The sequence below is a fragment of the Zhenhengia yiwuensis genome (assembly GCF_014384995.1).
Classification (GTDB): domain Bacteria; phylum Bacillota; class Clostridia; order Lachnospirales; family Cellulosilyticaceae; genus Zhenhengia; species Zhenhengia yiwuensis.
Genome location: NZ_JACRSY010000028.1, coordinates 36,266 through 42,436, shown reverse-complemented (window position 1 = coordinate 42,436; position 6,171 = coordinate 36,266). Strand labels below are relative to the sequence as shown.

The following is a 6,171-nucleotide window of genomic DNA, read 5'->3' as shown; positions in this document are numbered from 1 at the left end:
GTGACGATGCGCTTTAGGGAAACACCCGTTCCCATACCGAACACGTAGGTTAAGACTAAAGCGGCCGATGGTACTTGGCTGGAGACGGCCTGGGAGAGTAGGTGGTTGCCAAATTTATGCGGGTGTAGTTCAATGGTAGAACACCAGCCTTCCAAGCTGGCCACGTGGGTTCGATTCCCATCACCCGCTTCATGCCGGAGTGGCGGAACTGGCAGACGCACAGGACTTAAAATCCTGCGGGACTTACCTCCCGTACCGGTTCGATTCCGGTCTCCGGCATAACAAAAAAGAGAGTAACTATAAGTTATTATAGTTACTCTCTTTTTTTATTTTTAGCAATACTCATATAAAAATGGTTATATAGAAAAAAATATTTTAGAATAGACTTTTGACTAATTAACAAAATGAGTTATTAGATTCATATATTCCAAAAGGCAGGTTAACAAAGGCTACAGAACAATTATTTAAACTAAAATAGAGAGCATTATAAATTGTATTGTAATAGAGATATAAATCTTATGGAAGCTTCGAAAGAGTGTTTCACTGAGATTGTAGTTATGTTACAAACTTCTAATATGAAGGGATATTTACAACTATTAGATGGTTTAGGAATAAATGTGTTTGCAAAAGTAAAGGATAAAAAGATAAGCATATTTTTCAGTCACTTTTTACTAAACTTTTTTATTAATATTAGCAATCTATGAGAAATACAATTATTAAAGAGACTCTAGGTATACTTTATATTTAATAAAAAATAATAAAATCAACAATTACAAGGGATTGGTATTATAAAAAAATAAAAAAATAGACACATATATACTAAACTTATGGTTTCATAAAAATAAATTTTTTACTAAAAATGATTGACGATTGCTAAAAAAGTAAGTATAATTCGTATGGTGAAGTTTAATTTGTGTAAACAAAAAGTTTATTATTAGATACATAGAAACAATCAAGAGGGAGGCAGAACAATGGATATTGGGAGCAAGATCAATCAGCTTAGGAAGAAGAATGGCTTGACTCAAGAAGAACTGGCTGACCGATGTGAACTATCAAAAGGGTTTATTTCTCAGGTAGAAAGAGGGTTAACATCACCTTCTATTGCTACTTTAATAGATATATTGGAGTGTTTAGGTACTAATCTTAAGGACTTTTTCAATGAAACAAGTCAAGAGAAGATTGTATTTACGAAGCAAGATGTTTTTGAAAAAGAAGATAAAGAACTCGGAAATATGATTACATGGCTTATTCCAAATGCTCAAAAAAATGACATGGAGCCTATTTTAATTAATATTGATCCAGGTTGCAAGGCAATGGAACAAGCGCCTCATGAAGGTGAAGAATTTGGCTATGTGCTATCGGGAACTATCTATATACACCTGGGTAATAAAAAGTTTAAAGCTAAAAAAGGTGATAGCTTTTACTTTAGACCAACAGGAGATCATTATTTAGAGAATGCAGGCAAGACTAAAGCTACTGTACTTTGGGTTGCCACACCACCAAGTTTTTAAAGGAGATGGGATTAATGAAAGAAACCAAACAACAGACAGAACCTATTATAAATCTTGTAAATATATCTAAGACCTTTGATGATGGCGCTCAAATTTTAAAAGATATTAATATGTATATTAGACGCAATGAGTTTCTTACATTACTAGGCCCTAGTGGATGTGGTAAAACAACTTTACTTAGAATTATTGGTGGATTTGAAGAAGCCAGTAGTGGCGAAGTATTATTTGAGGGCAGTAACATTGCAAAGTTACCACCGTATAAAAGACGTATCAATACAGTATTCCAAAAGTATGCTTTATTCCCTCATATGACAGTTGGAGAAAATATTGCTTTTGGACTTCAAATCAAAAAAGTAGACCAAAAAACAATTGATGAGAAAGTAGCACAGATGCTTGAACTTGTTAATCTTAAAGGATTTCAAGATAGACGTATAGAATCTTTAAGCGGTGGTCAGCAACAACGTATCGCTATTGCAAGGGCAGTTGTTAATGAGCCAGAAGTACTTTTACTAGATGAGCCACTTGGAGCACTTGATTTAAAGCTTCGTAAAGGTATGCAAATGGAACTTAAAAAGATTCAGCAAAAACTTGGGATTACATTTATTTATGTAACACATGATCAAGAAGAAGCACTTACTATGTCTGATACAATTGCTGTTATGAATGAAGGACGTGTACAACAAATTGGTACACCAGTAGATATTTATAATGAACCTAAAAATGCATTTGTTGCAGATTTCATTGGGGAAAGTAATATCCTTCAAGCTACAATGATTAAAGATTATCTTGTATCTTTCCATGGTGTAGATTTTGTATGTGTCGATACAGGATTCGGAGAAAATGTAGCAGTAGATGTTGTAATTAGACCAGAAGATATTCGTATTGTAAAAGAAGAAGAAGGTATGCTGAAGGGTACAGTAGAATCTGTTACTTTTAAGGGGGTACATTATGAGATGATGGTTAAGAGTAATAATTACACATGGGCTGTACATTCTACAGCTATGGCACCAGTAGGAGCAAAAGTAGGAATGGTATTGACACCAGAAGATATTCATATCATGAAGAGGGGGTAAGAAAATTGGATAAAAAAAGATTAGCACTACCCTATGTAATATGGGCGAGTATTTTCGTTGTCGTACCTGTACTTATCATTGTATATTATAGTTTTTTTGATAAAGGTATTTTCACTTTACAAGGATATAAGCAAGTGCTTAATCCAAGATATTTAGGAAATATTATGGATTCTATAGGCATTGCTTTTATTAGTACAGTAATTTGTCTTGTATTAGCTTATCCATTAGCAATGATTTTAAGTAGTAAAGAAATGTCAGCAAAAGGGATTATTTTACTTCTTGTTATTTTGCCAATGTGGATGAATTCTTTACTTCGTACTTATGCATGGGGATATTTATTACAGGATACAGGTGTAGTAAATAGCCTATTAAGTAGTATGGGACTGCCAACAATGCAATTTTTATATAAAAAAAGTGCTATTGTATTTGGGAATGTGTATAATTTCTTCCCATTTATGGTGTTACCAATTTATAATGTACTTTGTAAAATTGATAAAAATGTTATTGAAGCTTCCTATGATTTAGGAGCAGATAAATTTACAACCTTTAAGCGTATTATTTTACCATTAAGTATGCCTGGTGTTATAACAGGTATTGTAATGGTATTTATGCCAGCACTTACAACATTCTTAGTATCTAGATTATTAGGTGGTGGTAAAACAACGCTTTTAGGTGACCTTATTGAGCAACAATTTAACAAGACAGGCGATTGGGCATTTGGTTCAGCCTTATCTGTTATTTTAATGATTATTATATTGATTACGCTTGTCTTTATGTCTAAGAAAGATTCATTTGATAAAGGAGGCGGCCTATTTTGATGAAATTTATAAAAAAGTCATATGTAGCATTTATTTTGCTTATTATGTATGCGCCTGTAGCCATTTTAATGGTGTACTCCTTTAACGATTCTAAACTACCAATTTGGAAGGGGTTTACCCTTAGATGGTATGAAGAAATATTTAAAGATTATAGTATTCAGCAAGCTTTTTCAAATACTATATTAGTTGCAGTAGTATCTTCGATTATAGCGACCATAATTGGAACTTTTGCAGCTATTGGGATTGAACGTATGACAGGCTGGAAAAAAAGTCTTGTAATGAACGTTACTTATATTCCATTATTAAGTTCAGAGATTGTAACAGGGGTATCATTAATGTTACTTTTTGGGGCGCTTGGGATGACACCAGGTATTTCAACTCTCATTTTGTCACATATTACATTTAGTATACCTTATGTGATTCTATCTATTATGCCTAAACTTAAACAGCTTAACTATAACATATATGAAGCAGCTTTAGATTTAGGAGCTAAACCAAGTTATGCATTTAGAAAAGTTATTTTACCTGAAATTTTACCAGGTGTACTTGCAGGGCTATTTATAGCTTTTACATTGTCTATTGATGATTTTATCATTAGTTTCTTTAATACAGGTCCGGGAGTAGATACTTTGTCAATAAAGGTATTCTCTATGACACGTAAAGGGGTAGCTCCGACGATTAATGCTATTTCAACTATTATGTTTGGGACTATCATTATTATTCTGATTACAACTAATATAATGGCAAGTAAAAAACAAAAAAAAATAAATAAGTCTAATAAGAGTTTATAAACCAAAGGGAAGGATGATCAAATAAAATGAGAAAATTATCAAGGCTATTTTTAGGAATGGCTTTAGCAGGAACTATGGCAATTACTTTAACAGGATGCGGTAATAATGATGATAAGCCAGTAGTTAAAGTATTTAACTGGGGAGATTATATTGATCCAGAAGTCAATAAAATATTTGAAGAAGAAACAGGTATTCGTGTTATTTATTCTGAATTTGGGACAAATGAAGAGATGTTCCAAAAACTTGAGCCAGGTAATGTAAGTTATGATATTGCAATACCTTCAGATTATATGATAGAAAAAATGATCAATAATGATATGTTAGAGCCTATTGATGTGACAAAGCTTACGAATTATCCTAAAATAGATGAGCGTTTTAAAAACCTTCCATACGACCCAAATAACCAGTATTCTATACCATATATGTGGGGAACGGTAGGAATTATCTATAATACAACAATGGTAGAAGAACCAGTAGATAGTTGGAATGCTCTTTGGGATGAAAGATATGCAGGTAAAATCTTTGTATATGATAGTGAACGTGAAGGTATTATGGCAGCTCTTAAAAAGTTAGGCTATTCTATGAATACAAGAGATCCTAAAGAACTTGAAGAAGCAAAACAAGAACTTATTAAACAAGCACCACTTGTACTAAGCTATGTTGGGGATGAAGGTAAAGGTAAGATGATTAGCGGTGAAGCTGCCCTTATGATGGCATGGGCAGGAGATGCTATGGTTATGACAGAAGAAAATCCAGACTTAGCTTTTGCACTTCCAAAAGAAGGAACTAATTTCTTTGTAGATGCAATTGTAGTACCAAAAGGTGCAGAAAACTTAGAAAATGCTTATAAATATATTGATTTCTTATGCCGTCCTGACATTGCAGCAAAAAATGCAGAATATATTGGTTACTCAACACCAATCAGTGAGGCACGTGCACTTCTTCCAGAAGAGATAAGAAATAGTGAAGTTGCTTATCCATCAGAAGAAGAGACAGATAAAATGGAAATGTTTACAGACCCATCAGATGTTATTAAATTATATAGTAGTATTTGGATGGAAGCGAAATCAAGCGCATCTCAATAAGAATAAAAGAACCTATTTAGGCTATAATCTAGATAGGTTCTTTTGCTCTTTTAAAATTTATAATATTCCTATATAATAAAGTAAAAAGTAGTTCTTAATAAAAGGAGGAAGTAAGAAATGAAAAAAAAGCATGCAAAAAATGAAGAAATAGAATTCTATACTAAAGAGTATGTAGCAGGTGAAAATGATACAGATAGTTGTGTAGAAATGGTGCCTAATATTGTACCAGTACAACGTCCAAATCCGAATGCATGGACCTCTTTCATTCTAGGTATTATTAGCTCAGTTGCATGGATTATTCCTCTTATAGGTCTTCCAATTACAATTGTAGGCACAGTACTTGGTGCAACAGGTATGCGTAACAAACGTAGTAAAGGAATTGCAATTGCAGGCTTTGTGACTAACTTAGTATTTTTAGCAGCAACAATTGCAGCAGGTGTACTTGAAATTATTTACTTTGTAAAAAAAGCTAAAAAGAACAAATAGTAACTTTTTGCATACTATATAGATAGAGTAGCGTATAGGAGGAAGTCTATATGTATGCGAAGGTTATTATTGTAAATAGCGAAGCACTAGGAAAAGGAGATGAGGGAGTAGGTCAGACGCTACTTGCTGTTTTCCTAAGAAAAGTGCTGGCTAGTCTTAAAAAGCCAGATGCTATTATTTTTTATAACTCTGGAGTAAAACTTCTTGTACAAGGCTCACGTTATTTAGAGGTATTAGTGGCATTAGAAGAGCAGGGTGTAGAGCTATTAGCATGTGGAACCTGTGTTTATAAAGTATGTAATCAAAAAGCTTTACTAGCAGGTCGAATTACAAATATGAGTGAAATTACAGATATTCTATTGGATGCAGAGACTGTTATTACACTATGAGAGACTATAGGCAGTAAC

Annotated in this window: 7 protein-coding genes, 2 tRNA genes and 1 rRNA gene; all 10 read left to right on the top strand. The window is 33.2% G+C overall.

The window, feature by feature from the left end; genetic code table 11:
* Nucleotides 1–114 (top strand): 5S ribosomal RNA (rrf, locus tag H8718_RS14945); the annotation flags it as partial.
* A 4-nt stretch (nt 115–118) separates the two neighbouring features.
* Nucleotides 119–189, top strand: a tRNA-Gly gene (locus H8718_RS14940).
* A 4-nt stretch (nt 190–193) separates the two neighbouring features.
* Nucleotides 194–279 (top strand) — tRNA-Leu (locus tag H8718_RS14935).
* A 692-nt stretch (nt 280–971) separates the two neighbouring features.
* Nucleotides 972–1,511: a helix-turn-helix domain-containing protein gene (locus H8718_RS14930; RefSeq protein WP_249333506.1), complete on the top strand. Its 540-nt coding sequence runs from the start codon at nt 972–974 to the stop codon at nt 1,509–1,511.
* 14 nt (nt 1,512–1,525) lie between these two features.
* A complete protein-coding gene (potA, locus tag H8718_RS14925) occupies nt 1,526–2,584 on the top strand; it encodes a spermidine/putrescine ABC transporter ATP-binding protein (protein WP_249333505.1) in 1,059 nt (352 codons plus the stop codon).
* A 5-nt stretch (nt 2,585–2,589) separates the two neighbouring features.
* Nucleotides 2,590–3,402 carry an ABC transporter permease gene (locus tag H8718_RS14920; RefSeq protein ID WP_249333504.1) on the top strand — a complete coding sequence of 271 codons (813 nt, stop codon included), beginning with the start codon at nt 2,590–2,592 and terminating at the stop codon, nt 3,400–3,402.
* Nucleotides 3,402–4,193, top strand: a complete 792-nt coding sequence (locus H8718_RS14915) for an ABC transporter permease (RefSeq protein WP_249333508.1) — start codon at nt 3,402–3,404, stop codon at nt 4,191–4,193. The genes H8718_RS14920 and H8718_RS14915 overlap by 1 nt, the downstream gene beginning before the upstream one ends.
* A gap of 26 nt (nt 4,194–4,219) precedes the next feature.
* Nucleotides 4,220–5,278: an ABC transporter substrate-binding protein gene (locus tag H8718_RS14910; RefSeq protein ID WP_249333503.1), complete on the top strand. Its 1,059-nt coding sequence runs from the start codon at nt 4,220–4,222 to the stop codon at nt 5,276–5,278.
* A gap of 117 nt (nt 5,279–5,395) precedes the next feature.
* Nucleotides 5,396–5,764: a hypothetical protein gene (locus tag H8718_RS14905; RefSeq protein WP_249333502.1), complete on the top strand. Its 369-nt coding sequence runs from the start codon at nt 5,396–5,398 to the stop codon at nt 5,762–5,764.
* A gap of 50 nt (nt 5,765–5,814) precedes the next feature.
* On the top strand, nt 5,815–6,153 hold the full coding sequence (locus H8718_RS14900; protein WP_177668471.1) for a DsrE family protein: 339 nt from the start codon (nt 5,815–5,817) through the stop codon (nt 6,151–6,153).
* The last annotated feature ends 18 nt before the right edge of the window (nt 6,154–6,171 follow it).

What these genes read in the sequence shown, in the direction of transcription:
- H8718_RS14930 (WP_249333506.1), top strand. Translation starts at nt 972, where the DNA reads ATGGATATTGGGAGCAAGATCAATCAGCTTAGGAAGAAGAATGGCTTG.
- potA (WP_249333505.1), top strand. Translation starts at nt 1,526, where the DNA reads ATGAAAGAAACCAAACAACAGACAGAACCTATTATAAATCTTGTAAAT.
- H8718_RS14915 (WP_249333508.1), top strand. Translation starts at nt 3,402, where the DNA reads ATGAAATTTATAAAAAAGTCATATGTAGCATTTATTTTGCTTATTATG.
- H8718_RS14910 (WP_249333503.1), top strand. Translation starts at nt 4,220, where the DNA reads ATGAGAAAATTATCAAGGCTATTTTTAGGAATGGCTTTAGCAGGAACT.
- H8718_RS14905 (WP_249333502.1), top strand. Translation starts at nt 5,396, where the DNA reads ATGAAAAAAAAGCATGCAAAAAATGAAGAAATAGAATTCTATACTAAA.
- H8718_RS14900 (WP_177668471.1), top strand. Translation starts at nt 5,815, where the DNA reads ATGTATGCGAAGGTTATTATTGTAAATAGCGAAGCACTAGGAAAAGGA.